Raw genomic sequence first — 25,600 nt, forward strand, 5'->3', positions numbered from 1 at the left:
ATCTAATATTTTATCATCTATTTCATCAAAATTTTCTATGTAAAAATCTGATATTTTAATATTTTCTTCCATTAAGTTTGTATGTTCATCAAAGACTGCTACAGATCTAAAACCCACTTTATTCGCAAAGTCATTTGCATACATTGAATCATCAAAAAATACAATATTTTTAGGAGTTGTTTCAAGTTTTTCTAGGATTTTTTCAAAATAACTTATATGATGTTTACTTGAATGTATTGTATCAGGAGTAAAAATATCTTTGAAGTAATGCTTTAATCCATTACTTGTAATTCCTGTGTTTGCATATTCAAAATCGGTAGCAGTTGCAAGATATATTTCATATCCCATATTGTGAAGTTCTGCTAGCTTTTCTTTAACATTTTCTTTGCATAAATTATTTTTGCTGTAAGCATTTATAAAATAATTATGAAGAAGTCTTAAAACTTTATTTTTATCATATTCTTTTAGTTGTTCTTTAATAAATCCATATGCAAAATCTATCATTGAATCTTCATGTGTGTCCATTGGATCTAAATCATTTATTAACTCTTTATGGTTCATTATGTCATTAATTATGTTCATCCACATACCCATAGTATTGAATAATGTGCCATCCATGTCAAAAACTAATTTCTTTTTCATCATTCCTCCATATATACAATTATACAATAAAAAAATAAGTTATTCTAATACTTTATGTTATAATATTTTAAAGAGGTGAATTATGAAATTAAATAAAGAAGAAAGACATAATATTTTTAAAAAATTAATAGTTGTATTTAGTGGTATTGCATTTTATTTTTTTATTTTTAAATTTTCTACGGTTTCCAAAATATTCTTTGATTTGTTAACATATTCCAGACCTATCATTATAGGATTCGTAATAGCTTTTATTGCTAATATGATAATGAATCAATATGAAAAAATATTTAAATACTTGGGTCTAAAAAATGAAAAAGTTAGAGACGTTTTATCGATGATTTTGGCGTTTTTAAGTATGTTATTACTTATAACATTCTTTTTATCAGTTGTATTACCAAAATTTGTTACATCTGTGCTTAATTTGATGTATCAATTGCCAGAACTTGTAAATAACTCGATTGACAAATTGAAAAATATGCCAATGAGTGCAGAATTAGGTAAAAATGTACAAAAATTCATTGAAGAAATTCAAATTCAGAATTTAATTGATAAAGGTATTCAAATATTAAAAAATGATGGAAAGATGATAGCTTCCGGAACATTCAATGCAGTGAGCTTAATCTTTAGTAGTTTCTTTGAAGGGTTTTTAGCTGTTTCATTTTCAGTCTATATTTTAAGTAGTAAAGAAAGACTAAGAAGAAATGCTATGCAAGTCACTTATGCTGTTTTTACAGAAAAATTTGCAGACAAGGCAGTTTATTTTTTTAGATTACTTTATAAAAACTTTTATAATTTCTTTTCTGGACAATTTTTGGAAGCGATATTATTAGGATTTATTGTATTTGTTGGTATTACAATTATTGGAGCACCATATGGCTTAATTTTAGGTGTTACAGCTGGATTATTAAATTTAATTCCTTATCTTGGAGCACTTATAGGAGCTATTATTTCAACAGTGCTTATTTCTATTACAAGTCCAACAAAGGGATTAATATTTTTAGTATATATAATAGTTGCACAACAGGTTGATGGAAACTATATTTATCCTAAGTTGGTAGGCTCAAAAGTGGGAATACCCGCTATTTGGATTATGGTGGCTATTACATTGGGGGGCGCTTTAATGGGTATGGTAGGTATGATTATTTTTGTGCCACTTGTTGCAACACTTTATGTACTTATTAGAGATTATTCTAAAAAGAAATTAAATGAAAAAGAAATTGATATTAATAAAAAATAGAATCTATGGGGAATATGATGAATTTTAGAAAAAGAATAGCAATAGATTTAGGGACTACATCTGTATTAGTATTTTCTAGAAAAGATGGAGTCATAGTTAATGAACCTTCCGTTGTGGCGGTTGATAAATTTACAAATACTGTTATAGCGGTTGGAGAAGAAGCAAGCAAGATGCTGGGCAGAACACCAGGTAATATTGTTGCGGTAAGACCCTTAAAAGAAGGTGTAATAAATGATTATGAATCAACAGAACAAATGTTGAAATATTTTATTAAAAATGCTGTAGGTAAAACTTTAATAAGACCAAATGTTATAATATGTGTACCTTCAGGAGCGACACAAGTTCAAAAAAGAGCTGTAAAGCAAGCCGGAATTAAGGCTGGAGCAAATGAAGTTTATTTGATTGAAGAGCCATTAGCAGCAGCAATAGGCGCAGGTATAGACGTTGGAGAATCAAAAGGAAACCTTATTATCGATATTGGTGGTGGGACTACAGATATTGCAGTTATTTCAAGAGGAGGAATTGTAGTTTCAGACTCCATAAGATTTGCTGGAGATTCTTGTGATGAAGCTATTATGAAATATATTAGAGAAAATAAAAATTTGATAATAGGAGAAAAAACTGCTGAAAGAATAAAAAAAGATATAATAAAAATTTCTGATGGAGAAGGAATGAATGTTAAAGGTAGAAATCTTTTTAGTGGATTACCTGAAGAAATTATAATTTATAAAGAAGATGTTCAAATAGCATTATTAAAAGTAATTGAAGAAATTGCAAATGGTGTACAAAGGGTTCTATCTACTACACCACCAGAATTAGTTTCTGATTTGTATGAAAATGGTGCGTTAATGGCAGGTGGCGGATCCCTAATATTAGGAATGCGTGAAAAAATAGAAGAAAAAATTAAAATTTCAGTATCAATAGCTGAAAACCCTGTAACTGCCATAGTTAGAGGTGTAGGTAAATCATTGAACTGGATGAATCAATTAAGTAAAATTGAATCAAGTGAATTAGAATTAACAAGAAAATTATTAGAAAATAAAGAATCTTTAAGAAGAAGATAAATATTAAAATCCATTAAAGAATGGTCTAATTTATAAGATATTAGATAAAATTCTTTAGTGGATTTTTTATTTATATACTCCTAAATATTAGATTGACATCTAACATTTAGGAGTATATAATACTCAATATAAGATATTAGTCTAACATAAAAACTAGATAAATTCCAAAGATAGGAGGATTAAATGAATGTAATTTATAGAAAAGAACCTTTATACAAATTAGATGCATTATATGTTGCTACTGAAATATTTAATAATAAAGGTTTTTATCCATTAGATTTTGAAAAGTATAATATTTCTAAAAAAGATTTAAATAATAAGTTTGCTGATATATGTGAATATTTGAAAAATATACTAAGTGATGTACAAAAAATATTAGATAAAAATACACAATTTAATGCTTTTTTTGATAAATATGGTAATAAAAAATACTCAATAAGTGAATTTGCTTTCATCACTTATATAAATGAAAGTAAGTCTTTTAGTGAGTTTACGTATGATGATTTAGTCAAGGGGATTGTAAAATTTATAGATGTTACAAATTATATTTTTGATTTAGAGTATAAAAAAAAAATAGATTTTTCAGATATTTCTAGTGTTGTTGAATGTATAGAAAATTCAGTATTTAATGATACTCAAAAATTTTTATTGGTTAAATTATCAATGAATGTAAATAATATAATAGACGATATTATAAAGATGTTAATTGACCTAGAAAATATAATGAAGAAATATTTTTATTTAATAGAAAATTATTTCAAAACTTCTTTTGCTTCGGTTGAAAATAAAAATTTAAGAGATACTAAATTGTGGCAAGAATTGAAAAATCATAATATTGAAAATATGAATGGAAATTTAATTTTTTATTCGTCGATTTTTCTTTCATATAATTATAATGTTTCATTGTTGTCATCAATGGATAATGATAAGGAATCAGATTTTTTAGTAGGAATAGGTATTTTACCATATTTATTAGATGAATATAAAATTAATGAAGAACAAAAAAACGAAAAAATAAAGGGTGTAATTAAAATTCTTACTGATGATAAAAGATTAGAAATTATAAATTTACTTTCAAAAAATGAGATGTATGGAAAAGAAATAGCTGATGCACTTGGTATAACAACAGCTACTGTAAGTCATCATATAAATAATTTAATTCAAAATAAAATTGTTAATACTAGAACTGAAGGTAGAAAAATGTATTTCAGTTTAAATAAAAAAACATTTTTAGAAATATCTTATTATTTTAAGAAATTAGGAGGGAAAAATGGAGAAGCAGAATAGAAATTTGAAATTAAAAATATCATATTATTTCAAACATATAGTTAAGTTTTTGTTTTCAGGTAATAATAAATATTATGTTATTATCAAAACATTATTTCAAGCAATAACTACAGGTATGTCTGTAATCATATTGAAATATATACTTGATATGGTTAAGTTAAAGGAAACAACTATAACTAATATTGTAATTGTTGCATTAGCATATAGTTTAATCTTCGTTGTATTAAAAATTACAAGCATAATATTAAAAAATAAAATATATTGTATAATTACTGAAAAAAGATTAAATTATTTTTCTGATATGATGAAGAAAATAATGACAATGGATTTTGCGTATTTTGAGGATGCAAAATTTAATCTAAAAGTTGAACAGGCTATATCAGGAATTGCTGGAGAAGATTCAGGATTTGCATTATTAAATCTAAATGGGATTGGATTAATAGAAAATATTTTTATTGCTATTATATTTATTATTATTTTAATAAAACAATCATTTTTAATTATTTTCATTGTATTATTTAGTGTTGTGTTGAATCTAATATTTTCCAACAAATACTCAAAATTTGTTTATGCCAATAAAGATGCCCGCACAAATGAATTGAGAAAATTTAATAAATATAGATCAACAATAAATGATTTTAGTTATGGAAAAGACATTAGAATATTTAGATTGAAAAAAAGGCTTTTAGATAACATAAATCTATTTATAAAAAGATTTACAAGAGCTGTAAATAAGGAATATAAGTATAAATTTAAGTTATCTTTTTTTGAAAACTTAATAGTTTATGCATCAGATTTTGCATCAATAGCAGTTTTGGTATATTTAACAAGTATTGGAAAATTAGAAGTTTCAGATTTGGTTATGTTATTAAGTTTAATAGTTATATTTTCAAATACGATATATTCAATTAAAGATCAATTAGCAAAAATATTAGAAAATATGCCGTATTACATGGATACAGTTGATTTTTTTGAATCTAATTTGAATTTAAATAAAGATGGAAAGAATATTGATTTTAAAGGTCCTGTAAAGATAAAATTTGAAAATGTCTCATTTAAGTATCCTGGAACAGAAAATTATGTTTTTGAAGATTTAAGCTTTGAAATCGAAGCTGGTAAAAAAATTGCTGTAGTAGGTGTGAATGGGGCAGGAAAAACAACTATTGTAAAATTAATGACAGGACTACATAGACCTGAAAGTGGAAAAATCTATATTAATGATATAGATATGATGGAATTATCAGATGATGCAAGATTTAAATTGTTTAGTGTTGTATTCCAAGAAACAGAGCCGTTAGCAATGAGTGTAGCTGAGAATATCGCTGTAAAATCAACAGATATTGATTTTGATAAAGTTAAATTTACACTTGAAAAAGTTGGTCTATGGGATAAAATTTCAAAATTTGAGAAAACATATAATCAAGAATTACTGAAAGTTTTATATGAAGATGGTCAAATCTTATCAGGTGGGGAAAACCAAAAGCTTATGATTGCAAGAGCTTTATATAAACCAAATACATCTGTAGTGATAATGGATGAGCCAACTTCTGCATTAGATGCTTTTGCAGAACAAAAAATTTATCAAGAATTTGATACATATATGGGACATAAGACAGGAATTTTCATTTCTCATAGACTTGCATCAACTAAATTCTGTGATGAAATTATGTTCTTAGATGGTGGTAAAATTGTTGCAAAAGATACTCATGAAAATCTATTAAGAAAATGTGAAGAATACAGAAATATGTTTGAAACACAAGGTAAATACTATAAGGAGGTTGGAAATGCTTAAAAATAAAGTAATTATAAGACTTATGAAAGAAACATGGAATATAGACAAAAAATATTTTCTGTTTTTATTCTTAAATATAATATTTAACACAGCAGTTACAATCTCAACAATGTATTTACCAGCGTTAATTATAGATATGATTATGAACAAAAAATCATTTAATGAAATAATCATTATCGCACTTACATTTTATTTAGGACTTTACTTTATTAGACAAATTTCAGAATTTATCACAATGAAATTGTCGAAATTAGATACATTCATAGCTAAAATGTTAGAAAGTAAGATTTCTGAGAAAGCTCTTACTATAAAATATAAAGAGTTGGAAAACCCTGCAACTCTAGATTTAATTCAAAGATCAGAGATGCCAATATCTTGGGGGATAATAAATTTTACTCTTGAAGCTATCCAAAATATATTGAAGGCAGTATTTGCAATAGTTTCACTTATAGCTATATTATTCTATTATAGTGTAACTTACACAATTATATTGTCTACAGTATTAATTGTAAGTTCATTCATAGGAATTTTATTTAGAAAAAAACGTGATGTAATAATGCAAGAAAATGTACCAGTTAATAGAAAATTCTCATATTTCTTTGGAAATGCCTTAGGAGACACACATCAGAAAGAATTTAGAATTTACAAATTATCTAATTTATGGAAAGAAAAAATTGATTTCTTTAATAATCAAGTTTTTGAATGGATAAAAAAATTAACATACAATGAATCGGTAACTTCAGTAGTTGAAGTAATATCAACAACATTGATTACATTTATAGCTATTGCATTTAATGCGATTAGACTTTTAAGTGATAAATTTGGTCCAATCATTAGTATTGGTCAATTCACTTTAATTTATAATTCAACAAATACAATAGCAGAAGAAGTAAAGAATATTGCAAGATCAATTTCTACATTTAATATGGCTACCGCACATTTAACACCTTGGAACGATTTCTTAGAATTAGAAAATGACAAATTTAATGGTACTATAGAAACCAGCGAATTTGAAACACTTGAATTTAGGAATATTACATTTACTTATCCTAATACAGATAGAATTATTTTAGATGATGTATCATTTAAGATAAATAAAGGAGAAAAAATTTCAATAGTAGGATTAAACAATGCTGGGAAATCAACAATTGTTAAATTAATCTGTAAATTCTTTACTCCTGATAGTGGAGAAATTTTGTGGAATGGAGTAAATATTTACGATATAGAAGAAGAAAGCTATATAAAACAAATATCTGCAGTATTTCAAGATTTTAAGCTATTTCCATATACAATATTTGAAAATATAATGCCGCATGAAAACAATAGAGATAAGGCAATAAAGAGTCTTGAACAAGTTAATATGCTAGAGGCTGTAAATAAACTTGAAAAGGGAATAGACACTTATCTAGATAAAACTTTAGAAGAAAATGCAACTAACTTTTCTGGCGGACAAAATCAAAAACTTGCAATTGCTAGAGCTATAAATAAAGATGGCTCATTGATGATACTTGATGAACCAACCGCTGCACTTGATCCAATTGCAGAAAGTGAAATTTTTGAAAAATTTGCTAGCTTAACTGAAAATAAAACTTCAATTTTTATTTCTCATAGAATGAGTTCATCAACATTTAGTGATAAAGTTTTATTACTTGATGGAGGAAAGATTGTTGGATTTGACAGTCATAAAAACTTGATGCAAGGACATAACTTGTATAGAGAATTATTTGAAACCCAAGCTCAAAATTATTCATAGAATTTAATAATTTGATATTTAACTTAAATTATTAAATAGTCTGAAGTAAACATGATTTAATTTACTTCAGACTAATTTTTTTGTATTTTAGTATATATATTTCTAAGTACTAAAAAGGTACTAAAATTTTTTATAGTCAATATTTTTATATAAAAACTGTACACTATATAGAAAAAGCACTACATATATACACTATATATAGTATATAATAATAAAATGGTGCTCCTTGCCGGAATCGAACCAGCGACCTCTGCCTTACCATGGCATTGCTCTACCTACTGAGCTAAAAGAGCACGATAAGATTATTATATAATAAATACATTAAATGTCAATAAAATTAAAATTTTTAACGTCTATATTTTCATACAATTTACTTGTAAAAAATAGAATTTGAGAAAAATTAGAATTTGTAATTAAATCAAATGAATATAATATTCTATTTTCATCATATCGTATAAAAATATCATCTAATAAAAGAATTTTTTCATCATAGTTTTCTACTATCAACTCAATTATAGATAATCTTAAAGCTAAATATATTTGATCTATTGTGCCACTGCTCAAATATTTCCATTCTCTTAAATTTTTAGTTTCATTATCTTGTATTGATATGTTGAAATCATTTGAAATATATAGGTTAGAGTATCTATTATTGGTGATTTTCATAATATATTTTGAAGAAATTTTATTTAATTTTTTAGAGAAATCAATTCCTAATTCTTCAAAAGAATTATTTAGAAATTCTTTTGTTTGAATAAGTAAATTATAATTTTTTTCTAAAGATTTCAAATGTGAATTTTTTAAATTCAAATCTTCTAAAATTGTAGATAGATTTCTTTTACCGCTATATTTTTCTTTAGAAATAGTATTTAATTTTATACTTTCATTCTCGATTTTATGTTTTTTATTTTTTAATTTATCAAGTGTTTCATAGGAAATATCAAAATACTTATAATTACTTGAGTCAAGTTGAGAGTTTATCTCATCTATCGCTTTGCTCATAAAAAATATTTCATCATTTTTGTCATTTAATAATATATTTTTTTTCTCAATATTATTTTTTATAATGTTAATTTCATTTTTAATTTCATTTAATTTTATTTTAGTTTTGTTTTTATTATTGATATATGAATATATACCATAAGAAAACGCTGCAAAAAATAAAATAAAAAAGAATTTATTATAAACGCTTAAGATGATAGAAAACACCATAAAAACTATAGGAATAATATCTATTAATTTTTTTTCTTTCAGCGTATTATATTCAATTTTTTTATTATCTAAATTTGAATATAATGAATTTATTTCAAATTGTTCACTTCGGTCTTTTTCTATATTTTTAATTTCATCTAAAATTTTATTTTTTTCATTTTTCAATATTATCAAATTATTTAAATATTCAATTTCTTTAGAAATGTTAGACTGTTCATCATTAAGCTTTTCAATATTATTTAATAAATCTATTTTATCTTTTTCATCAATTTTTGCTGCTTCTAATTCTGTTTTAATATTTACTATTTCATCTTTTAAGTCAACTATTTTTCCTTTTTGTCCTGATTTTGATTGATACTCTTCAATTTTTTTCTTAAGAATATCAATGGCGGATTTATAAGAAATATCTTCTTCTCCAGTACTTACTAAATTTATCAATTTTCTCGTAATTTCATCTTTTTTTCCATCATTTGAAATTACAGTTGATTCAGATGAGATAAATAATGTTTTCTTAAAGGATTCGTAGTCCAAATTAAAGAAGTATTTTCCCGGTTCTTTTGGATTAGAAATATTTATTTTTTTTCCTGTATTTACCTCATAAACATCGACTATATCTGTGGAATTAGATTGGTTAAATGTTCTTTCAATTTTATAATCAATATTATTTTTTTGTAAAACTAAAAAACCTTGCATATTAGCTTTATTCCAAGGCGTATATTTTTTTCTGATATTTTGAGAAATATCATTTGATTTAGAATTTGTACCATATAAAATCATTAAAATGAAATTTAAAATAGTAGTTTTTCCAGATTCATTTTTACCATAAATAATGTTAATCCCATCATCTAATTTTAGGGAGAAATTATTAAATTTTCCAAAGCTATTAATGTATATTTCTTTTATCATAATAAATCCTCAAGAGCTCTTATCCCAATATCTATGATAGCTTCCTTATCATTTTCTTTTAATTTGGAATTCAATACTTTTTGTACGAAAATTCCCTTTAGGTTATTTTCGGACGATATTTCATCAAAATCGATTTTTATTTTTGTATTATCTTTTAACTCAATATATTCAATTTCATCTAAATAATGTGTAATCATATCAATATTTATAAAGCTTTCTTTTTCAATAAATCCATTTAAGTTAATTCTGTAATAATTTTTTTTATATTTTTCACCAAATTTATTAAATAAGTAATTTTTAATTTTTTCAGCTAAATCACATTGATCTATAAATTCTTCAACGTTATAACTTATAGTATGAAATTCAGAATTATTTAATTTATAAAAATTTAAGCCGTTTATATTTTTGGAAATATCACCTAAGTATATTCCTTTTTTTCCAGTTTCATCAAATCCTCTTCCAACTGGATTTCCAGAATAAGCATAATACGTATCATTTATTTTTTTTATTTCACTTCTTTTATGTATGTGTCCAAGAGCGATATAGTCTAAATTGGAATTTTTAATATCTTCTACAAAAATGGGGCAGTAAGCATTCATTGTTTCATCCATTTGTCCATGAAATACCCCTAAATTGATGTATTTTTTATCAATTTCAGGAAAGTTTGAAAGCATAGGAGTTGTTATATGACTTTTATTAAAAGCAAAACCATAAACACGGGTATTAATTTCCTTAAATTCAAAATATTCTATTGTTTGATTTTTAAATATGTATGTATTATCTGGCCATTTTTCCATGTAGGGAGAGTCCAAACTTATATAGTCATGGTTTCCTGGAGCTATAACGATTTTTCCAGAAAAATTAGAAAAGATTCTTTTAATCTCATTGTGTAAATTCTTATCTAGTGAAGAACTTTCATAGAAATCACCAGCTATTAAAACAACATCAACTTTGGCTAAATTTAGCACGCTAAATATTTCCAATAGAGCTTTTATTAAATTTGAATTAATTTTTTTATTTAACTCATTATTCTCATAAAGTTCACCGCCTATATGAAAATCAGCTAAATGAGCAATTCTTACTTTTTCCATATTTACCTCAAAAATATTATAGCACAAAAAGAACAAACGTTCCATTTAAATTTAATTAAAAAATATTTGACAAATGTAAAAAGTTATTGTATACTATAAAAGTCGTCGGAATGTGGCTCAGCTTGGTAGAGCACTCGGTTTGGGACCGAGGGGTCGGAGGTTCGAATCCTCTCATTCCGACCATTGTATTTTAAACGGTTTTATTGAATTATATTAAGTTACAAATGGCTATATTTCAATAAAGCTGTTTTTTTATACTTGAATATAATTACATTGATTTACATTGATTTATAGTATTTTTTCTCAAAAAATTCTCAAAGAGTTCTCAAAAAAATAGGATAGTTACTTAGCTTCACTATCCATGTATCCGATAAAGTTCTCAAGAGTCAACATTTTTTGTTTTTTGTTTAAATGAGTGTAAATATTTAATGTAGTTTCAATTCTGCTATGACCTAATCTCTCTTGGACTTCTTTTGCTGTGGCACCACTTGCGAATAATAAAGACGCATGAGTATGCCTTAAATCGTGTACTCTTATTTTTTTTATATTTGCCAACTTACAATATCTATTTAATTTATCTTGAATGTTACCCAATCTTTGATATGTTCCACTTTTGTTTGGAAAAACAAGGTTGTTTTTTGTTTGTAACTTTAATTTTTTCAAAAACATAATTGTTTGATCATCAATATTAATAGTTCTTTTTGATGATTCAGTTTTTGTACTATTTACAATTATTTTATAATTTTTACCATGAGCAAGAGTTTTATTAACTTGTAATGTTTTATCTTGGAAGTCTATATCATCCCAGGTTAATGCAAGTAACTCTCCACGTCTTAATCCTGTATAGATTAAAGTGCGAAACATACAAAAAGACTTAAAATCTTCAATTACGTTAAGCAGCTTATTTATATCTTTAACCTCCAAAAAATCTTCATGTTTTTTCATTTCCTTAAATTTCGGCATTTGAACTTTATCAAATGGATTTTTTGGGATTATCTCCAATGTTTCTGCATAGTCCATAATCTTTTTTGCTCTAACAAATATTTGTTTGCCAAGTGCGAAATGACTTAAAGATAATGCAAATTCTTGAGCTTGTATAGATGTTATATCTTTAATTTTAATTTTTCCAAAAACTGGTAAAATATGTTTTTCAAAAACTGTTATAGTTTTTATCAACGTACTTTCTTTCACTTTTTGGGAATATAACTTCATATACATATCATAAATTTGCTGATAAGTTTTATGTGTTAAATAGTTTTCTGAATCTATTTTATCTTTAAATTCAGAGTAATAACTTGCTGCTTCATTTCTTGACTTAAAACCTCTTTTTGTGTAACTTTTTCCTTTGGTATTATATTTAATGTAATACCACGTTTTACCATCGCTTTTTTTATATGAATATATCATAAGTCCTCCTATTTAATTTTTTAGGAGTATATGCTATAATATCGTTGTTAAGTAACGTATAGCAATATACTCTATTTACATATCCTTTACCGCTACGACCTGGTAAGGGATATTTTTATTTAAATTTATTTTTTAAATTTTTTTTAACTCGTATAAACCTCGTGTAAATCTCGTATAAACCTCGTGTAAATCTCGTATAAACCTCGTGTAAATCTCGTATAAAACTCGTATAAATTTACCCTCCTAATTTTTGTTTTTTAATTGTGTTATTTTTTATTTTATTTTATTTATTATCCACTATAATATTCTAATAGAGTGGTAGGGGTGTTTTTTTTATTTTTGTTTATTAATTTTATTTAAGATGTTATAATATGTATATATTAAAATAAAGTAAAAGGAGATTATAATGGATTATATTAAAGAATATACTGATTGGTTGTATAACAACATTATTCAAACGAGTATAAGCAATAATTTAATAGAAATAACTACTCCTTTTCTTGATAGACACAATGATTACACTCAAGTATATATAAAAACTAAGGATGGAGTTCCTGTTCAAGTTAGTGATATGGGTTATACTATTAATGATTTATTAATGTCTGGCTTTGAGTTTAACTCCAATAAAAGAAAAGAATTAATGAATATAATCATTAATAGAAACGGTGTAACACTTGATAATGGAGTGTTACTTGTAAAAGTAAATTCCATAAAAGAATTACCAGAAGCAAAGCATAAATTATTACAAACTATAATTTCTATTAATGATATGTTCGTTTTGAATAGATCAAATATTAGCAACATATTCTTTGAAGAAGTGAATGCTTTTTTCGAGAAAAACAATATAATTTTTACTGAAAATATAAGTTTTGTCGGGAAGTCTAGGTTACAAAATAGCTATGATTACGTTTTGCCTAGAACTAGCAACAATCCTGAAAGAATTATTGATGTGGTTAATAGTTTAGATATAAATAAATCAAAACAAATAATCTTTTCGTGGAACGATATAGTTAGTACGAGAAAAGAAGGAACACGAAATATTGTAATCATAAATGATGAAAACAAAATTAATGAAGATTCTTTAAATGCACTAAAAGAATATGGGATATATCCTATTTTATGGTCGTTAATAAAAAAAGAAATAAATATGCTTAAATAATTGTATTAAAGGCTGGAATATTTTTGATGTTGCAGAATTCTGAAAAAGCAACAAATAATTCTTGAATATTTTCAGTCTTTAATTTTTTTAAATCAAACGAGGGATTTATTTCATGTAAAATAGGATTATCTAGCCTTACTGCATAAGCTGTTCCATAAGCTTCGGTGTATATATGGATATGTGTTTCCTTAATTATTTCTCCGTCAGGATTTTTGTGAGGCTTGCTATTTAAATCTAGTCTTAATAATTGAATCGTTTTATTATATCTTGTTTGATAAGTGCATCTTATTTCTATTGCTTGTTTTCTATTTATATCAAATAAATAGTTATTGTCATTTTTTTCATCAATTACCTCTAATGCTACATATTCATTTGCCATAGGAAATTCTATTCTATTTGTAGTAAAGGACTTATTTATTTTAATTTTTTGTAGATATTTACTTTCTATATTCATAAACATTTGTCTCCTTTTTAATTTTTACCATTTTGTTGACGTCAACAAAATGCGAAGTTTCAATGGTTGTTGCAGATATAAAAAAAGAGAGTAATTTTTCAATCACTCTCTCAATGTTCGTAAAGAACTCTGTCTTATATTTTGTTCGCAAGGAACTCTGTATTTAAAATATAACATAGAGAGATTAAATTGTCAAATTTTTAAAAATAATTCTTTTATTTTATCGTCTATTTTATTTAAAGTGTCATCTGATAATCTCAATCCGTACAATAAATCATTTTTGTGCTTAGGATTATATATTTTTAATTTACTTATAGTGGTTATATTATCTAATAAAACTATGCTTCCATTCTTCATTTTTTTATATTCTGATAAAGCATATTTTAGTTCTTTTTCGCTTTTGTCTCTTTGCTCTTTTAACGCTGTAATTTTACCAGTTACTCCGTGTACGCTTTGGTAGTTTTCTTTTATTTTATCTAATTTGTTTTTTAGTAAACTTTTCAATTCATCTTCTATATAAACTTTGGTGTATCTTAAATTTTCAACATCAACTTTTTCTTTTAATGATGTTAAAGGGGCTACAGTAACAACCGAAGATGATAAAGGGTTGTTTTTTTCTAAAACCACACAATAATGCAATCCTCCCAGTTCACTACCTACATTAAATCCAAAATTTACTTTTAAAATAGTTCCTTTTTTGTATCTCACTAATCTTTTTGAATCAAATTTATCTTCAAAAGATAAAAATTTAATATAATCCTTAAACCAATATGACAATAATTTTGATTTCTTAAAATCTGAATTAGCTAAAAAACTACTTATTTCATTTAACGCTTCCGTGTTTAACTTGTTTTTTATTTCAATTTGTTCATTATCCATTTTTTCTCCTTTATTCTCCAACCAACCAACCTACCTAACCTTATAAACTCCAACCATTTCACCGACTATACTTGATTTGGGTTACTCACAAATTTTACAAAGTAATTAATTAGCATTACAAATGCGTTTTAATAGCTATATATAAGTCTTTTATAATGGCTAAAATCTGCTATTTATGATAAATAAAAAGCGTTTTAGTTTTTTTAAAAGCGTTTATATAAATTAATAGCCATTATTTATTTTCTCCTTTTTTCTAATATTAATATTTATTTTTATTCTAAACCTACGACATATTTTATTGTGTTTTCACTAACACATAATTCTTTAGCGTACTCTTCAATCGTATAATTAAGAGTTTTATCTATTTTTTTATCTAATAGCTTAAATGCAAAATAATCAGCTTCATCTTCGTAGCATTTTTTTGAAATGCCAAGTTTCTCAAAATACCACATTTCAACATCATGAAGCACAGCATGACCAACTTCATGAGCAAGAGCGAAAGGTATTAACTCTTCTGGTTCAGTATCAGATAACAATATTATTTCTTCACCTCTTATACGAACGAAAATAGTATCCTCAATTGCTGTCACGATTACTTTTATATTCAAATAATCTAATATATCATAAATATTCCTTGATCCACATTCTTCTACTAATCCAGCAACAATATCTTTAATTTCTTGTTTTTTCATTAATCACCTTTAATGGCTTTATAAATCGTATAAAGTTCTTCATCAGATTTATTGTTAAGATGTTTACCAGATAAAGCAGCAGATTGCATTTCATTTTCTTCAAAGAATTTTAATATCATTTCTCTATCGATAATAGGGTAAAGTTCTACCATTTCTTCTGATGTTGTCATTATTCTTTTTTTTCCTTTTTCGGTTGTTGAATTGTAGTTTTTTAATAATCGTTGTTCTTGTTCTGTAAGGGTGGAGGTTTTTGTTTTTCTTTTATCTTCAATTAAATCAGATTTATTTATTCCAAAGAAATTTGCTAATAATTCAATTTTATCTATTCTTGGATAGGTTTTACCATTAATCCAATCAGATAAAGTCATATATTTTAAATCTAATTTCTCACACAATTCATTTCTAGATATTCCATGTTTATCCATATAATAATTTAAGTTTTTTGATAAAACTTCTTTATTTTCTAATTTCATTTTTCCTCCTAAAGATAATATACTACATTTTCACGGTAAAAAAAATATATTTTTTATATTTTATAAAAAAAACACGAAATAAAATAAAAAAACTTGACATCACGGCTAAACCGTGATAATATATAATCAAGAAATGAAGAGAGGGGGAAAACAAGTGAGAAGAAGACGGAAACAGGGAACAAAAAAAGATGACAATTTAAACACAAAATTAATCATAGTACTAACGATACTAATGATAATTGAAAAAGTGTTAGACATCATCTTTATAATCCTAGAGAAGTTAGGGCGATAAGCCTTAACTAACTCACTTGTAATTATATATGAAAAACGGCGAAAAGACAATAAAGATATTACTTTATGTATTAATTGCTTTAACTGTGATTGATATAATAATGAATTTTGTGTAAAGGAGGGAATATGGAAAATAAAGAAGAAAAATTAGAAAAAATAACAGAAGCGTTAAAAGGAACATCTTATTTTGATTGGCTTCAAATAAAGCGAGCCGTTGATTCTTAATTATTTAAAATTTGTACAAAATAGATTTGATAAGAAAGGAACAAGGAATGGGAAAGAAAGAGTTAGAAAGAATGGTGACAAGTTTACAATCAAGGGTGCATAGATTAGAACAAAAAATCAATTTGTTTCAATGTTGTCTGAATCTAATAAAGTCCATTTCGCTTAATATTGATTCTAAAGAATAATATAAAAGCTTAGCACTATAATCACGATTGAGAGTATTCATAGAAATACTTTTAAGAAAAAGTAGTTCAATTTATGGAATTAATTTTTTGGAACAGAAAATTAGTTTTTAAAATTCTGTTCCAAAAAAGTCATGAAACGCAAAGTGTGAAAAATCGAATAGAATATTCTCATCTATTTTCAATTCAATAAAAGTTACGAAATTATTCTAAATAAATTTTGTAATATGTTTTAATAAAACTCTCCGGTTCTTAAATGTCTAATACTTTCTATATTTTTTATTTCACCTAAATTTACATTAGGATTTGTAAACATTTCAATATATTATCTTGCTATTTTGTGTTTATTAATTGGGATGGTGATATTTCTCTTATTATTTCATCTTCTCTATTTTCCAATATTTTTTTAGTAAATAGGGGATATATAAGAGATTGTCTTCCTAATGCTACTAAATTTGCGTGGATAAGTGCGTCGTTTAGGGAATTTTTATCATTTATGTTTCCGGTAATTATTAATTTTGTATTGTCATTTAAAATATTTTTAAATAGTTCAGCATAGGGTCTTTGTTCCCCTTTGTTGTATGGGGTTTGATTATATTCATTTAGAGAAAGATGTATGTAATCTAAATCATATTTAGAAATTTCTTTTATTAGTTGTAAAGATGATTGGTATAGATATCCTGGAGTAGTGCCATGAATTTCTTCTGGACTTATTCTATAACCTAAAATAAATTTATTTAATTTTAATTCAGATATAGATTTTTTACCTCTTTTACAACTTCTATTGGAAAATTCATTCTTTTAGATAAATTTCTTCCCCAACTGTCATTTCTACGATTTGTATTTTTTGACATAAATTGTTGTAATAAATAATGATTTGCTCCATGTATTTCAACTCCATCAAATCCTGCTAAAAATGCTTTTTTTGTAGAAATACCAAAATCTTTAATTATTTGATTTATCTCTTGATTTGTAAGTTCGTTAATATCAGGAGTTATTGAGCTTGGACCAAATTTTTCTTTATTTTTAACTTTGACTCCACCGTGTTTTATTTGTAGTATTACTTTATTTCCATTTTTTTAGGGTGTTTGCAAGTTTTTTTAATCCATCTATATGACTATCATCATAAATTCCTAATTGCTCAGGGGTATTTTTAGGTGAGGAAGGACCACTATTCTTACTTACATATCTGAATTCTACAATAATTAGTCCAGCAGATTTAGACCTAACACTATAAAAATTTAATGTTTATTCAGAGACGTAACCACCTTTCAATCCGATATACGTGCACATAGGTGGGAGCACAATTTGGTTATCAAGTATATGCCCATTTCTTAAAATAATTTTATCATTTATATTCTTACTCATCATTACCTCAAAATTAATTTAGTTTATAAGCAATTATACCCAAAACTATTGTTCTTCACAAAAAAAGATGATTCTAGTATAATTGATATAGAAAGAGGTTGATATGACATATTTAGACTATGCTGCATCATCATTGAAAAGAAAAGATGTTTTGCAAGATTTAATAAATAAAATTGAAGAATATGATGGAAATCCAAGTAGTACACATACATTAGGTAGAAAAAGTAATAAATATTTGGAAGAAGCAAGAAAAATAATTGCGGGTTCAATTAATTCAAGTCCAAAAGATGTATTTTTTACAAGTGGTGCGAGTGAATCAAATAATATGGTTATAAAAAATTTTGATGACGAAAATGTTGAAATTATTAGCAGTATGATTGAGCATAAATCAGTTTTAGAATCATTGAAAAATGTTGATTCAAAAGTTATTTTAATTGATTCTCAAAATTCGGGTAGAATAGATCTAGAAGATTTGATTTCTAAAATTACTGAAAAAACTAAATTGGTTTGTTTGATATATGTAAATAATGAAACTGGAATTATTCAACCTGTTGAAGAGGTTGGCAATTACCTGAAAGATAAAAATATTTGGTTTCATGTAGATGCTGTACAGGCATTAGGTCATATTGACATAGATGTAAATAAGTTAAATTGTGATTCAATGAGTTTATCTGGACATAAATTAGGTGGGATGAATGGATTTGGGATTATTTATTTGAAAAATAGAATAAAACCATTGATAAATGGTGGTAATCAAGAAAAAAGTCAAAGAGCAGGTACTTCAAATTTACTTGCAGCCATGTCTATGGCAAAATCCATAGAGCCTACTATTGAAGAAAGAGATAGAATTTGGAATGTTAAAGAATATTTTATAGAAGAATTAAAAAATATTCCATTTGAAATTAATGGAGATCAAAAATATTCTACAAATCATATTGTAAATATATATTTTCCATTTGCTAAGAGTGATTTATTGTTGACTTATTTGGATATGAATAACATATATGTTTCATCTGGATCAGCTTGCCTTGCAGGAGCATTAGAACCTAGTTATGTTATAGAAAACATGTATGATAAAGAAAGAGCTAAAAGATCAATTAGGTTTAGTTTTGGTTTTTCAAATACTAAAGAAGAAATAGACAAAGTTATAAAAATTTTAACTGAATTTTATGAAAGAAAGAGTTTTAAATGAAAGAAAATAAAGATATAAAAGTTGTAGTAGGAGTAAGTGGAGGAGTAGACTCGTCCGTTGCTGCATTATTACTAAAGCAACAAGGTTATAATGTTACAGGCGTGTTTATGAAAAATTGGGATGATACGGATGAAAATGGATTTTGTACAGCTGAAGAAGATTTTAAGGATGCTGTTGCAGTATGTAATGAAATAGGAATACCATATTATTCCATTAATTTTGAAGAAGAATATTATAATAGAGTGTTTTCGTATTTTTTAGATGAATACAAAAAAGGTCGTACACCTAATCCTGATATTATGTGCAATAAGGAGATTAAATTTAAGGCGTTTCTAGATTTTGCAAAAGATTTGGGAGCAGATTATTTGGCTACTGGACATTATGCAAGGATTAGAAGAAATGATGATGGTATAGCTGAAATGCTAAGAGGATTAGATGATAATAAAGATCAAACATACTTTTTATCACAATTAACTCAAGAACAAATTAAAGATGTTATGTTTCCTATAGGAGATTTGGAAAAATCAGAAGTTAGGGAAATTGCAAAAAAATATAATTTAGCTACTGCGACTAAAAAAGATTCTACAGGGATTTGTTTTATAGGTGAAAGAAATTTTAATGAATTTCTATCTAATTATCTTCCTGCAAAACCTGGAAAAATAGTAGATATAGATACTGGGAAAGTATTAGGTAAACATCAAGGGCTAATGTATCATACAATTGGTCAAAGAAAAGGACTAGGCATTGGGGGAGATGGCGAAGCTTGGTTTGTTTGTGGAAAAGATTTGGAAAAAAATAATTTATTAGTATGCCAAGGTTCTGACAATGAAAATCTATTTTCTAATAGGCTATTAGCATCTGGATTTGTTTCATCAAATAAAAATTTTGAAAAAAAAGATTTTAAGTGTACGGCAAAATTTAGATATAGACAAAAAGATATAGAAGTGAAAGTTAAATTTTTAGATGATGATCATTTGGAAATAACTTATGATCACATAAAATCTGTAACTCCTGGTCAAGCAGCTGTTTTGTATGATGGGGAAGTTTGTTTAGGATCTGCGATAATAGATGAAGTTTATAGAGATGATAAAAAGTTACAAGTTTAATGAATGAAAATGATTATATTAGGGTAAATATATAATATAAAAATTAGGGAGGATAATATGTTAGAATTATTAAAAGAAAATTTAAGTAGAGTAGTTACATTAGTACAAGAAAAATATGGAGAATTAACTCAATCAGAGGTAAGTGAAATTCAGGAAACACCAAATAAATTGTTTGATTTATTAGAAACAAAATTTGGAGTAAATAGAGCTGATGCAGAAAAATTCTTAACAGAAAATTTAGGAAATATTTCTGATATCAAAGGTAAATTAGGATCAGAAGTATCAGGAGTTGCTGATAAAATAGGTAATCTTTTCGGTGGCGATAGATAAAATTCTATTCGCAAATTAAATAATAGACAGTTAGAAAAACTGACCTCTGAAAATTGATCGTACATCAGTTTTTTTGAGGTCAGTTTTTATCTTCGTAAAATTTTATAACACTAACAATTTTACTTTTTTTATTTGGAATGTAATATCTAATTTTATTGTACCAATTATCTATTATTATCAATACATCAGTATTGTTATATAGTTCAATATATCCAACACATAAAATCCAATGCCAGCTAAATAGAGAAGAATAGAGTAAAATAGCTGATATATTATTTTTATTTACAGATTCTTTTATATGTTTAATTTTATTAAAATTAAAAGTCTTACTTTTAATTTCCTTACCCTTTGAACTTAGTATCTTTTTAGTTTTATTTTTGAAACTTAGTACAGGACCATTTTTTATTTTAGAATGATGCTCATTAAATACATCTTCTTTAGAAAAATAATTTAATTTTGTAAAATATAAATCTAAATTAGTTGATGTTACAGCAGCACAGTGATTTTTGGCTTTAGTAAAATCATCAGTTGTATACCAATTAAAATGCTCTATATTTATCATGGTTAATTTTCTTATTTGTTCTTTTGATATTTTATCAAAAAAACCATAATCATTTGTAAAAAGTAACTTATTTATGTAGTTCATGCAATCCTCTCATATTTTCTAAATTTACAAAAGTTTTTAATAGTGATATATTTAATATATATTATATCATTTTTATAAGGAGAATATTATGATAGGAATTGATATTTTTAAAATTAAAAGAGTTGAGAAACTTCTTACTAGAGAGAGATTTTTAGATAAATTTTTTACTGATGCTGAAAAAAAATATTTAGAATCTAGAAATTTAAATAAAAATAGCATTGCTGGGATTATTGCGGCTAAAGAAGCAGTTACTAAAGCATTTGGAGTAGGGATTTTCGAAGAATTAGGTTTATTAGATGTAGAAATCCTTCATAATGAAAAAAATGCTCCTTATGTTAATATTGAAAAAGATAAAATTAAATTATTAATGGATAAAGAAAATATACAAAGCATCAATATTACAATTAGCCATGATGGAGACTATGCTATATCTGTATGTAAATTATTAGAAATACAACATAATAAATTTTCCAATTCGATGCTTCCGGAAAGGAAGGAAGATTCCAATAAATATGATTTTGGTAAAATACTTATCATTGGGGGATCTAGAGGAATGGTAGGATCTGTTTATTTAGCATCGGAAGCTGCATTGAGATCTGGTGCAGGATTAGTTTACGCATTGGTTCCAGAATGTGTTGCTGATACTTTAGAATGCAAAACAACTGAACAAATCATTCTTACTCTAGACGATAACGGAAAATCTAATTTTGGTAATTTTAGAAGAGAAGATTTACTAAATGCTATTCAAAATAAATCTGTTGTTGCTATCGGCCCGGGTATGGGAGTTTCAGAAAATTCAAGAAGAATTTTAGAAATAGTGTTAAATAATTTTGATGGACCGGTTGTAGTTGATGCAGATGCTATAAATATTCTTGCTAAATATCCGGAACTGATAAAAGATAATATATATATAACTCCGCATGAAATGGAGTTTTCAAGAATATCAGGATATTCATTAAATGAAATTTTATATGATAGAGAAGGATTTATACATAATTTTTTAGATAGATATGATTTAAATATTTTATTAAAGGGTAAAAACAGCATTGTCGCAGATAGAAATCAAATATATATTAATCAAACAGGAAATAGTGGTATGTCAACTGCTGGATCTGGTGATGTTTTAACTGGAGTGGTTGCTGCATTTTTAGCTAGAGAAAATAGTATAGAAATGTTTAAGTTGGCATGTTTTATACATGGTATGGCTGGAGATTTAGCATCAAAAAGATTTGGAAAAACAGGACTGATAGCTAGACATATTATAGAATATTTACCATATGCAATAGGAGAAATAGATGGTGATCGATGCAAATATACTTGAAGTTGATTTAAATATTATTAAAAAGAATGTTGAAATATTAAAGAGCTTATCAAATAAAAAGTTTTTTGCTGTTGTTAAAGCTAATGCTTATGGACTTGGATCTGTAGAAATATCAAAATTTATTGAAAATGAAGTTGATATGTTTTGTGTAGCAACTATAAATGAAGCAATTGAACTTAGAAAATCGGGTATAGAAAAAGATATATTAATTTTGGGCTATATTCATCCTGAAAACTATAAATATTTAAATGAATATAATGTAATTGTAAATATTTATGATTTAGAAATTGCTGAAGAAATGAATAAATTAGGACTTTGCATTAGAGGTCATATTAAAATAGAGACTGGACACAATAGACTTGGCTTTAAGCCTAATGAAGAAAATTTTGAAAAAATCAGAAAAATTAATTCCATGGAAAATATTCATGTTGAAGGAATGTTTTCACATTTGTCAAGTGCTGATGAAGAAGATAGAAACTATACAAATTTGCAGTATGAAAAATTTCAAAAAGCAGTAGATGGATTAAAGGATATAAATGAAAAATGGATTAAGCATTTATCTAATGATGCTGGTGTCTTGGCTTATGACGTAAAATATGATGCGTTTAGATCAGGTATCTCATTGTATGGAATGTATCCATCAAAATATATGAAAGAAAAATTTAATGTTGGAATTGAAAATTCATTTAGGTTAATTTCAAAAATTTCATTTATAAAAGAACTTGAAAAAGGGGAAGGTATTTCATATAACCATACTTTTGTTACAGATAAAAAAATGAAGATAGCAACAGTTTCTATTGGATATGCTGATGGTTATTTTAGACTTATTTCAAATAAGGGATATGTATTAATCAATGGTAAAAGGGCTAAAATTCTAGGAAGAGTAACAATGGATCAATTAATGGTTGATATTAGTCATATTGATGCTAAAGTGCATGATGAAGTTGTACTTATCGGAAAATCTGGAGAAGAAGATATTTCTCCTGATTTAATAGCTGATTGGGCTGATACAATTTCTTATGAAATAATGACATCAATTTCTAATAGAGTTTATAGAGTATATAAAAAATAAGGAGAGACGTTGAAAGTTAAAAGAGGAGATGTTTTATACGCTGATCTAAGTCCTGTTATTGGATCTGAACAGGGGGGCATTAGACCGGTTGTTATAATACAAAATGATATGGGAAACAAATATAGTCCTACAGTTATTATTGCGGCTATCACTTCTCAACAAAATAAAACTAATTTACCAACACATGTACAGATTTTATGCGATATTAATCTTCCAAAAAATTCGGTAGTTTTATTGGAACAGATACGGACTATTGATAAAAGAAGATTGAGAGATAAAGTTGGCAGTTTAGATGAAAAAACTATGAGAAAGATAGATAAATCGCTTATAATATCATTAAATTTGCAAGACTATATGGATTAAAGTTTAGGAAAAACAAATTATGATTTATTTAATTATTTTTATTACAATTTTATTATTTTTAGTGTACATATTATTTGAAAATGCAAATCCAATTGTAAACACACATATTATTTATAGAGATTTGCCAAGTTCAATTAGAGAATTGAATATACTACATATTTCAGATTTACACAATTACCAGTTTGGTAAAAAGCAATCCAAGATAAAAAAATTATTAAAAAATAATTATGATTTAATTTTCATTACTGGAGATATAATTGACAGGAGATATTTAGGTCATGGAAATGCTATTGATTTAATTGATTTATTTAACAGCGAAATATTTTTTGTTACAGGAAATCACGAAAAAGGATATAGAGATTTTGAAAAATTAAAAGAAATTTTGATTTCAAAAGGTGTTAGAGTTTTAGATGATGAAGTTATAAATTATAAAGGGATAAGTATTTTAGGGGTAAATGATCCGTCTGAATATATAAGCAAAAATAAAAAAGTGAAGAAAGATATCAGAAAAGATATGGATCAAGTTTTAAGCAATATTACGAAAAATTTGTCAGAAGAATTTAAGATTTTATTATCTCATAGACCTGAGTTTTTTGATTTGTATGTAAAATATAATATTGATTTAATTTTTTCAGGACATACTCATGGAGGACAGGCAAGAATATTTAACAAGGGAGTTTTTTCATCTGGACAAGGATTTTTTGGAAAATATTGTGGAGGTATTTTTTCAAAAAATAATACTGTAATGTACAATTCTAGAGGATTGGGAAATAACTTCCCTTTTGCGAAAAGAATATTTAATAGACCGGAAATAATTGAAGTTATAATAAAAAATGCAAAAAATAATTAGCTTGTAGTATTGGTATATTTATTGTAGAATAATATATGGACATTCCAAATAATTAGTTTTCGTTATGAAAATGGAGGATATAATGGATTTAAAATCTAAAGTTAGAGTCATTGAAGGATTTCCAAAAGAAGGAATCAGTTTTAAAGATATAACAACATTACTAAAAGATAAAGATGCTTTTAAAGAAACAGTTGATATACTATGTGAAAAAGTTAAAGATTTAGAGTTTGACTATATTGCAGGTATTGAAGCAAGAGGTTTTATATTTGCAGTTCCAATGGCTTACAAATTAAATAAGGGATTTATACCTGTAAGAAAACCAGGGAAATTACCTGGAAAAGTAATTACTAAAGAATATGACTTAGAATACGGTAAAAATCAAATTGAAATTGATGCAGATGTATTAAAACCAGGCGATAAAGTTCTTTTAATTGATGACTTATTAGCTACAGGTGGTACAGCAAAAGCTGCATTAGAAATTATTGAAGAAACAGGTGCAAAAGTTGTTTGTGCTGGATTTTTAATTGAGTTAGAAGATCTAAAAGGAATTGAATTATTTGGAGATTACAATACATTTACTTTAATAAAATACGAACACTAAAAAAA

Annotated in this window: 24 protein-coding genes, 2 tRNA genes and 1 pseudogene; 15 read left to right on the plus strand and 12 right to left on the minus strand. The window is 25.8% G+C overall.

Translation table 11 applies throughout. The features are described from left to right. A partial coding sequence (locus tag ABGF48_RS04695; protein WP_408105182.1) for an HAD family hydrolase occupies nucleotides 1-642 on the minus strand: 642 nt, incomplete at its 3' end. 82 nt (nucleotides 643-724) lie between these two features. Between ABGF48_RS04695 and ABGF48_RS04700 the strand changes: the two genes are divergently transcribed. The 5 genes from ABGF48_RS04700 to ABGF48_RS04720 all read left to right on the plus strand — a co-directional run bounded on the left by ABGF48_RS04700 (nucleotide 725) and on the right by ABGF48_RS04720 (nucleotide 7,775). Continuing rightward, a complete protein-coding gene (locus ABGF48_RS04700) occupies nucleotides 725-1,879 on the plus strand; it encodes an AI-2E family transporter (RefSeq protein WP_408105183.1) in 1,155 nt (384 codons plus the stop codon). A 17-nt stretch (nucleotides 1,880-1,896) separates the two neighbouring features. Then, on the plus strand, nucleotides 1,897-2,943 hold the full coding sequence (gene mreB, locus ABGF48_RS04705; RefSeq protein ID WP_408105184.1) for a rod shape-determining protein: 1,047 nt from the start codon (nucleotides 1,897-1,899) through the stop codon (nucleotides 2,941-2,943). Nucleotides 2,944-3,126: 183 nt separating this feature from the next. Next, complete coding sequence (locus ABGF48_RS04710; protein ID WP_408105185.1) at nucleotides 3,127-4,230, plus strand: winged helix-turn-helix domain-containing protein; 1,104 nt, start codon at nucleotides 3,127-3,129, stop codon at nucleotides 4,228-4,230. Next, nucleotides 4,214-6,022, plus strand: a complete 1,809-nt coding sequence (locus ABGF48_RS04715; protein ID WP_408105186.1) for an ABC transporter ATP-binding protein — start codon at nucleotides 4,214-4,216, stop codon at nucleotides 6,020-6,022. Before ABGF48_RS04710 ends, ABGF48_RS04715 begins: the two co-directional genes overlap by 17 nt. Then, nucleotides 6,015-7,775: an ABC transporter ATP-binding protein gene (locus ABGF48_RS04720; protein ID WP_408105187.1), complete on the plus strand. Its 1,761-nt coding sequence runs from the start codon at nucleotides 6,015-6,017 to the stop codon at nucleotides 7,773-7,775. Before ABGF48_RS04715 ends, ABGF48_RS04720 begins: the two co-directional genes overlap by 8 nt. Nucleotides 7,776-7,992: 217 nt before the next feature. Here the strand turns inward: ABGF48_RS04720 and ABGF48_RS04725 are convergent. The 3 genes from ABGF48_RS04725 to ABGF48_RS04735 form a co-directional block, all read right to left on the minus strand. Next, nucleotides 7,993-8,068: transfer RNA gene (locus ABGF48_RS04725), tRNA-Thr, on the minus strand. A 28-nt stretch (nucleotides 8,069-8,096) separates the two neighbouring features. Beyond that, on the minus strand, nucleotides 8,097-9,893 hold the full coding sequence (locus ABGF48_RS04730) for an ATP-binding protein (RefSeq protein WP_408105188.1): 1,797 nt from the start codon (nucleotides 9,891-9,893) through the stop codon (nucleotides 8,097-8,099). Next, nucleotides 9,890-10,984, minus strand: a complete 1,095-nt coding sequence (locus tag ABGF48_RS04735) for a metallophosphoesterase family protein (RefSeq protein ID WP_408105189.1) — start codon at nucleotides 10,982-10,984, stop codon at nucleotides 9,890-9,892. The genes ABGF48_RS04730 and ABGF48_RS04735 overlap by 4 nt, the downstream gene beginning before the upstream one ends. Nucleotides 10,985-11,090: 106 nt before the next feature. Here ABGF48_RS04735 and ABGF48_RS04740 point away from each other — a divergent pair. Beyond that, nucleotides 11,091-11,167, plus strand: a tRNA-Pro gene (locus ABGF48_RS04740). A 159-nt stretch (nucleotides 11,168-11,326) separates the two neighbouring features. On the opposite strand, the gene ABGF48_RS04745 is transcribed toward ABGF48_RS04740, so the two are convergent. Then, nucleotides 11,327-12,391, minus strand: a complete 1,065-nt coding sequence (locus ABGF48_RS04745; RefSeq protein WP_408105190.1) for a tyrosine-type recombinase/integrase — start codon at nucleotides 12,389-12,391, stop codon at nucleotides 11,327-11,329. 406 nt (nucleotides 12,392-12,797) lie between these two features. Between ABGF48_RS04745 and ABGF48_RS04750 the strand changes: the two genes are divergently transcribed. After that, a complete protein-coding gene (locus tag ABGF48_RS04750) occupies nucleotides 12,798-13,550 on the plus strand; it encodes a DUF1829 domain-containing protein (RefSeq protein WP_408105191.1) in 753 nt (250 codons plus the stop codon). On the opposite strand, the gene ABGF48_RS04755 is transcribed toward ABGF48_RS04750, so the two are convergent. From ABGF48_RS04755 to ABGF48_RS04780, 6 genes and pseudogenes are all read right to left on the minus strand, one after another. Further along, nucleotides 13,543-14,004 (minus strand): DUF6978 family protein, encoded by a 462-nt coding sequence (locus tag ABGF48_RS04755; protein ID WP_408105192.1) that lies wholly within the window; start codon nucleotides 14,002-14,004, stop codon nucleotides 13,543-13,545. The two genes, ABGF48_RS04750 and ABGF48_RS04755, sit on opposite strands and share 8 nt — an antisense overlap. Nucleotides 14,005-14,196: 192 nt before the next feature. Then, complete coding sequence (locus tag ABGF48_RS04760) at nucleotides 14,197-14,883, minus strand: type II toxin-antitoxin system PemK/MazF family toxin (protein WP_408105193.1); 687 nt, start codon at nucleotides 14,881-14,883, stop codon at nucleotides 14,197-14,199. Nucleotides 14,884-15,155: 272 nt separating this feature from the next. Next, a complete protein-coding gene (locus ABGF48_RS04765; RefSeq protein WP_408105194.1) occupies nucleotides 15,156-15,575 on the minus strand; it encodes an ImmA/IrrE family metallo-endopeptidase in 420 nt (139 codons plus the stop codon). After that, the gene (locus ABGF48_RS04770; RefSeq protein WP_408105195.1) at nucleotides 15,575-16,048 is read right to left on the minus strand and encodes a helix-turn-helix domain-containing protein; all 474 of its coding nucleotides are present in this window, start codon (nucleotides 16,046-16,048) and stop codon (nucleotides 15,575-15,577) included. The genes ABGF48_RS04765 and ABGF48_RS04770 overlap by 1 nt, the downstream gene beginning before the upstream one ends. 1,031 nt (nucleotides 16,049-17,079) lie before the next feature. After that, nucleotides 17,080-17,502: an oxidoreductase gene (locus tag ABGF48_RS04775; protein ID WP_408105236.1), complete on the minus strand. Its 423-nt coding sequence runs from the start codon at nucleotides 17,500-17,502 to the stop codon at nucleotides 17,080-17,082. Beyond that, nucleotides 17,490-17,813: pseudogene (locus ABGF48_RS04780) on the minus strand (oxidoreductase); the annotation flags it as partial. The gene ABGF48_RS04775 and the pseudogene ABGF48_RS04780, both read right to left, overlap by 13 nt. A gap of 404 nt (nucleotides 17,814-18,217) precedes the next feature. Here ABGF48_RS04780 and ABGF48_RS04785 point away from each other — a divergent pair. The 3 genes from ABGF48_RS04785 to ABGF48_RS04795 are packed head-to-tail and all read left to right on the plus strand — an operon-like array spanning nucleotide 18,218 to nucleotide 20,742. Further along, nucleotides 18,218-19,306, plus strand: a complete 1,089-nt coding sequence (locus tag ABGF48_RS04785) for a cysteine desulfurase family protein (RefSeq protein WP_408105196.1) — start codon at nucleotides 18,218-18,220, stop codon at nucleotides 19,304-19,306. Then, nucleotides 19,303-20,412 (plus strand): tRNA 2-thiouridine(34) synthase MnmA, encoded by a 1,110-nt coding sequence (mnmA, locus tag ABGF48_RS04790; RefSeq protein ID WP_408105197.1) that lies wholly within the window; start codon nucleotides 19,303-19,305, stop codon nucleotides 20,410-20,412. Before ABGF48_RS04785 ends, mnmA begins: the two co-directional genes overlap by 4 nt. A gap of 57 nt (nucleotides 20,413-20,469) precedes the next feature. Further along, nucleotides 20,470-20,742: a hypothetical protein gene (locus ABGF48_RS04795; protein WP_408105198.1), complete on the plus strand. Its 273-nt coding sequence runs from the start codon at nucleotides 20,470-20,472 to the stop codon at nucleotides 20,740-20,742. Nucleotides 20,743-20,821: 79 nt separating this feature from the next. On the opposite strand, the gene ABGF48_RS04800 is transcribed toward ABGF48_RS04795, so the two are convergent. Beyond that, on the minus strand, nucleotides 20,822-21,388 hold the full coding sequence (locus ABGF48_RS04800) for a hypothetical protein (RefSeq protein WP_408105199.1): 567 nt from the start codon (nucleotides 21,386-21,388) through the stop codon (nucleotides 20,822-20,824). An 88-nt stretch (nucleotides 21,389-21,476) separates the two neighbouring features. Here ABGF48_RS04800 and ABGF48_RS04805 point away from each other — a divergent pair, with 88 nt between their 5' ends. From ABGF48_RS04805 to ABGF48_RS04825, 5 genes are all read left to right on the plus strand, one after another. After that, the gene (locus tag ABGF48_RS04805) at nucleotides 21,477-22,709 is read left to right on the plus strand and encodes an NAD(P)H-hydrate dehydratase (protein WP_408105200.1); all 1,233 of its coding nucleotides are present in this window, start codon (nucleotides 21,477-21,479) and stop codon (nucleotides 22,707-22,709) included. Continuing rightward, nucleotides 22,684-23,781: an alanine racemase gene (gene alr / locus ABGF48_RS04810; protein WP_408105201.1), complete on the plus strand. Its 1,098-nt coding sequence runs from the start codon at nucleotides 22,684-22,686 to the stop codon at nucleotides 23,779-23,781. The genes ABGF48_RS04805 and alr overlap by 26 nt, the downstream gene beginning before the upstream one ends. A 9-nt stretch (nucleotides 23,782-23,790) precedes the next feature. Next, entirely contained in the window at nucleotides 23,791-24,144 is a 354-nt protein-coding gene (locus ABGF48_RS04815) for a type II toxin-antitoxin system PemK/MazF family toxin (RefSeq protein WP_408105202.1), read from the plus strand. Between the two features lie 19 nt (nucleotides 24,145-24,163). Continuing rightward, nucleotides 24,164-24,994 carry a metallophosphoesterase gene (locus ABGF48_RS04820; RefSeq protein ID WP_408105203.1) on the plus strand — a complete coding sequence of 277 codons (831 nt, stop codon included), beginning with the start codon at nucleotides 24,164-24,166 and terminating at the stop codon, nucleotides 24,992-24,994. 70 nt (nucleotides 24,995-25,064) lie between these two features. Then, nucleotides 25,065-25,595, plus strand: coding sequence for an adenine phosphoribosyltransferase (locus ABGF48_RS04825; protein ID WP_408105237.1), 531 nt, complete (start codon nucleotides 25,065-25,067; stop codon nucleotides 25,593-25,595). Nucleotides 25,596-25,600 lie beyond the last annotated feature (5 nt).

Source organism: Helcococcus bovis, from assembly GCF_046035835.1.
GTDB lineage: Bacteria > Bacillota > Clostridia > Tissierellales > Peptoniphilaceae > Helcococcus > Helcococcus bovis.

Coding starts and splice junctions, on each gene's coding strand:
- ABGF48_RS04700 (WP_408105183.1), top strand. CDS start 725: ATGAAATTAAATAAAGAAGAAAGACATAATATTTTTAAAAAATTAATA.
- mreB (WP_408105184.1), top strand. CDS start 1,897: ATGAATTTTAGAAAAAGAATAGCAATAGATTTAGGGACTACATCTGTA.
- ABGF48_RS04710 (WP_408105185.1), top strand. CDS start 3,127: ATGAATGTAATTTATAGAAAAGAACCTTTATACAAATTAGATGCATTA.
- ABGF48_RS04715 (WP_408105186.1), top strand. CDS start 4,214: ATGGAGAAGCAGAATAGAAATTTGAAATTAAAAATATCATATTATTTC.
- ABGF48_RS04720 (WP_408105187.1), top strand. CDS start 6,015: ATGCTTAAAAATAAAGTAATTATAAGACTTATGAAAGAAACATGGAAT.
- ABGF48_RS04730 (WP_408105188.1), bottom strand. CDS start 9,893: ATGATAAAAGAAATATACATTAATAGCTTTGGAAAATTTAATAATTTC.
- ABGF48_RS04735 (WP_408105189.1), bottom strand. CDS start 10,984: ATGGAAAAAGTAAGAATTGCTCATTTAGCTGATTTTCATATAGGCGGT.
- ABGF48_RS04745 (WP_408105190.1), bottom strand. CDS start 12,391: ATGATATATTCATATAAAAAAAGCGATGGTAAAACGTGGTATTACATT.
- ABGF48_RS04750 (WP_408105191.1), top strand. CDS start 12,798: ATGGATTATATTAAAGAATATACTGATTGGTTGTATAACAACATTATT.
- ABGF48_RS04755 (WP_408105192.1), bottom strand. CDS start 14,004: ATGAATATAGAAAGTAAATATCTACAAAAAATTAAAATAAATAAGTCC.
- ABGF48_RS04760 (WP_408105193.1), bottom strand. CDS start 14,883: ATGGATAATGAACAAATTGAAATAAAAAACAAGTTAAACACGGAAGCG.
- ABGF48_RS04765 (WP_408105194.1), bottom strand. CDS start 15,575: ATGAAAAAACAAGAAATTAAAGATATTGTTGCTGGATTAGTAGAAGAA.
- ABGF48_RS04770 (WP_408105195.1), bottom strand. CDS start 16,048: ATGAAATTAGAAAATAAAGAAGTTTTATCAAAAAACTTAAATTATTAT.
- ABGF48_RS04785 (WP_408105196.1), top strand. CDS start 18,218: ATGACATATTTAGACTATGCTGCATCATCATTGAAAAGAAAAGATGTT.
- mnmA (WP_408105197.1), top strand. CDS start 19,303: ATGAAAGAAAATAAAGATATAAAAGTTGTAGTAGGAGTAAGTGGAGGA.
- ABGF48_RS04795 (WP_408105198.1), top strand. CDS start 20,470: ATGTTAGAATTATTAAAAGAAAATTTAAGTAGAGTAGTTACATTAGTA.
- ABGF48_RS04800 (WP_408105199.1), bottom strand. CDS start 21,388: ATGAACTACATAAATAAGTTACTTTTTACAAATGATTATGGTTTTTTT.
- ABGF48_RS04805 (WP_408105200.1), top strand. CDS start 21,477: ATGATAGGAATTGATATTTTTAAAATTAAAAGAGTTGAGAAACTTCTT.
- alr (WP_408105201.1), top strand. CDS start 22,684: ATGGTGATCGATGCAAATATACTTGAAGTTGATTTAAATATTATTAAA.
- ABGF48_RS04820 (WP_408105203.1), top strand. CDS start 24,164: ATGATTTATTTAATTATTTTTATTACAATTTTATTATTTTTAGTGTAC.
- ABGF48_RS04825 (WP_408105237.1), top strand. CDS start 25,065: ATGGAGGATATAATGGATTTAAAATCTAAAGTTAGAGTCATTGAAGGA.